Origin of the sequence: Sphingomonas sp. PP-CC-3A-396 (genome assembly GCF_004343105.1) — a bacterium.
Lineage (GTDB): Bacteria > Pseudomonadota > Alphaproteobacteria > Sphingomonadales > Sphingomonadaceae > Sphingomonas.
Map to the genome: position 1 here is coordinate 1 of NZ_SLYF01000023.1, position 3579 is coordinate 3579.

Genomic DNA, 3579 nt, shown 5'->3' on the forward strand with positions numbered 1-3579 from the left:
ACCAATCCCTCGACGGCGAGGGGATTGGCAATCTGGCGTTCGACTTGGTTATCATCCGCACGCATCGTGGCTAGCTGGGCGAACCCAGTGTTGTCATTGATGGTGTGAGACTCTCAAGCGCGAATAGAGCAATTAGTATCGGTTAGCTCCATGCGTTACCGCACTTCTACATCCGATCTATCAACGTCGTGGTCTCCGACGGCTCTATGAAATCTTATCTCGAGGGAGGCTTCCCGCTTAGATGCTTTCAGCGGTTATCCCGTCCATACATAGCTACCCAGCTGCGCTCCTGGCGGAACGACTGGTACACCAGAGGTATGTTCAACCCGGTCCTCTCGTACTAGGGTCAACTCCTCTCAAATTTCGACGCCCACGGCAGATAGGGACCAAACTGTCTCGCGACGTTCTGAACCCAGCTCACGTACCACTTTAATTGGCGAACAGCCAAACCCTTGGGACCTGCTCCAGCCCCAGGATGTGATGAGCCGACATCGAGGTGCCAAACAACCCCGTCGATATGAGCTCTTGGGGGTTATCAGCCTGTTATCCCCGGCGTACCTTTTATCCGTTGAGCGATGGCCCTTCCACGAGGGACCACCGGATCACTATGACCGACTTTCGTCTCTGCTCGACTTGTCAGTCTCGCAGTCAGGCGGGCTTATGCCATTGCACTCTAACAGACGGTTTCCGACCGTCCTGAGCCCACCATTGCGCGCCTCCGTTACTCTTTAGGAGGCGACCGCCCCAGTCAAACTACCCGCCACAGAGGGTCCCTGTTCCGGCTTACGGAACGAGGTTAGACATCAGAAACAAACAGGGTGGTATTTCACCTATGGCTCCACATCAGCTGGCGCCGATGCTTCAAAGCCTCCCACCTATGCTACACAGTTTCTTCCTAATGCCACTCTGAAGCTGCAGTAAAGGTGCACGGGGTCTTTCCGTCTAACCGCGGGTACTCCGCATCTTCACGGAGAATTCAATTTCGCTGAGCATGTCCTGGAGACAGTGGGGAAGTCGTTACGCCATTCGTGCAGGTCGGAACTTACCCGACAAGGAATTTCGCTACCTTAGGACCGTTATAGTTACGGCCGCCGTTTACCTGGGCTTCATTTCAGAGCTTGCACCCCTCCACTTAACCTTCAGGCACCGGGCAGGCGTCAGGCCCTATACGTCGTCTTGAAGCCGACTTAGCAGAGCCCTGTGTTTTTGCTAAACAGTCGCTACCCCCTGGCCTGTGCCCCCTCAAAGTGCTTGCGCATAGTGAGGGCCTCCTTCTTCCGAAGGTACGGAGGCAATTTGCCGAGTTCCTTCAGGACACTTCTCTCAAGCGCCTTGGTATACTCTACCTGACCACCTGTGTCGGTTTCGGGTACGGTCTATACGGTGGGGCTATTTCCTGGAACCATTTCGAAGCCATCCCAATCCGATAAGGGATGACAACACACATGATCCGTCACACACCACCAGGCCCACGAATATTAACGTGGTTCCCATCGACTACCCCCTTCGGGCTCGTCTTAGGGGCCGGCTCACCCTGCGCGGATTAGCCTTGCGCAGGAACCCTTGGTCTTTCGGCGAGAGGGCATCTCACCCTCTTTATCGCTACTCATGTCTGCATTCGCACTTCCGATACCTCCACGACCCATTACCAGATCGCTTCACAGGCTTACGGAACGCTCCGCTACCGCGTACCACATCAGTGGCACACCCTAAGCTTCGGCACGTATCTTGAGCCCCGTTACATCTTCGCCGCAGGACCTCTTGTTTAGACCAGTGAGCTGTTACGCTTTCTTTAAAGGATGGCTGCTTCTAAGCCAACCTCCTGGTTGTTTTGGAAGTCCCACATGCTTTCCCACTTAGATACGATTTGGGGGCCTTAGCTGTAGGTCAGGGCTGTTTCCCTTTTGACGACGGACCTTAGCACCCGCCGTCTGTCTCCCGCATATCACTCTTAGGTATTCGGAGTTTGGTTAGGTTTGGTAGATCTCGCGACCCCCTAGCCCATCCAGTGCTCTACCCCCTAAGGTGTTCGTGCGAGGCACTACCTCAATAGTTTTCGCGGAGAACCAGCTATTTCCCGGCTTGATTGGCCTTTCACCCCTAAACACAACTCATCCGGTAACTTTTCAACGTTAATCGGTTCGGACCTCCAGTGCATGTTACTGCACCTTCATCCTGGTCATGCCTAGATCGCCGGGTTTCGGGTCTAATACATCAAACTCTGGCGCCCTATTCAGACTCGCTTTCGCTGCGCCTACACCTATCGGCTTAAGCTTGCTTGATACATTAAGTCACAGACCCATTATGCAAGAGGTACGCTGTCAGGCCATAAAAGCCCTCCAACTGCTTGTAGGCAATCCGTTTCAGGTACTGTTTCACTCCCCTCATCGGGGTGCTTTTCACCTTTCCCTCACGGTACTAGTTCGCTATCGGTCACATACGAGTATTTAGGCTTGGAGGGTGGTCCCCCCATGTTCAGACAGAATTTCACGTGTTCCGCCCTACTCGAGTCCTGAATTCTCACTTTCGTATACGGGGCTGTCACCCGCTATGGCGTCTCTTTCCAGAAGACTTCTACTAGTTGAAATTCAGGCACTGGCCTGGTCCGCGTTCGCTCGCCACTACTAACGGAATCTCGGTTGATGTCTTTTCCTCCAGCTACTGAGATGTTTCAGTTCGCCGGGTTCGCTTCACGAAGCCTATGTATTCAGCTAAGTGATACCTAACCTAATTAACTCGACCTGTGCGTTACCGCGCAGGTAGAATTAATCGGGATAGGTGGGTTTCCCCATTCGGAAATCGTCGGGTCAAAGCTTGCTCACAGCTCACCGACGCTTATCGCAGCGTGCCACGTCCTTCATCGCCTGTATGTGCCAAGGCATCCACGAATTGCCCTTACCTCACGCTTGAGAGTCCACACCACCAACGACATCACTGGGTGCCTCCAGAGGAGGTCACCAACTCGGCAGAGCAGTGCGCGTTGGCCTTTGTCAGGTGCGGATGATTATAATCTCAGCCAGATTATTAGTTATGATGATGTCGATATCTGGAGCCTCGAACCGCTCGCTTGGCTCGCTGACGCCGAAGCGCTCACGAACCGCCGAAGCAATCCTCGTCCCCAAAATCGAGCACCTCACGGCATCGATTTTAAAAAACCCATTCACAATGTCAAATACGACGGGCGTACCCGTCAATCACCGCACTCTCGTGCGGCGAACCGTTTCTCTTCATCTCTAGGTTATGGCTGATGGTGCGTTGCTCGCGAGCCCGTCAGTCGCGGCAAAGCCGCGCCTTGTGGGCGCGCTTCTCGGCGCTGGCCGTTCTTGTCGTAGTGCGCGGCAGCTTTGCTACCGCGTCTCTTCGACTGCGAAATGGTGGAGCCTATCGGGATCGAACCGATGACCTGATGCTTGCAAAGCAACCGCTCTCCCAGCTGAGCTAAGGCCCCAAACGCACTTGTGTGTGGTGGGCCTAGGTGGATTCGAACCACCGACCTCACCCTTATCAGGGGTGCGCTCTAACCAACTGAGCTACAGGCCCACACCCGCTGCGCCCGTCAGACGCAGCTGAACTGCGCCC

Annotated in this window: 2 tRNA genes and 1 rRNA gene; all 3 read right to left on the bottom strand. The window is 54.5% G+C overall.

Annotated elements, in window-relative coordinates:
- Positions 1-112 precede the first annotated feature (112 nt).
- A 23S ribosomal RNA gene (locus C8J40_RS19940) occupies positions 113-2909 on the bottom strand.
- A 463-nt stretch (positions 2910-3372) separates the two neighbouring features.
- Positions 3373-3448, bottom strand: a tRNA-Ala gene (locus C8J40_RS19945).
- A gap of 15 nt (positions 3449-3463) precedes the next feature.
- Positions 3464-3540: transfer RNA gene (locus tag C8J40_RS19950), tRNA-Ile, on the bottom strand.
- Positions 3541-3579: the final 39 nt, after the last annotated feature.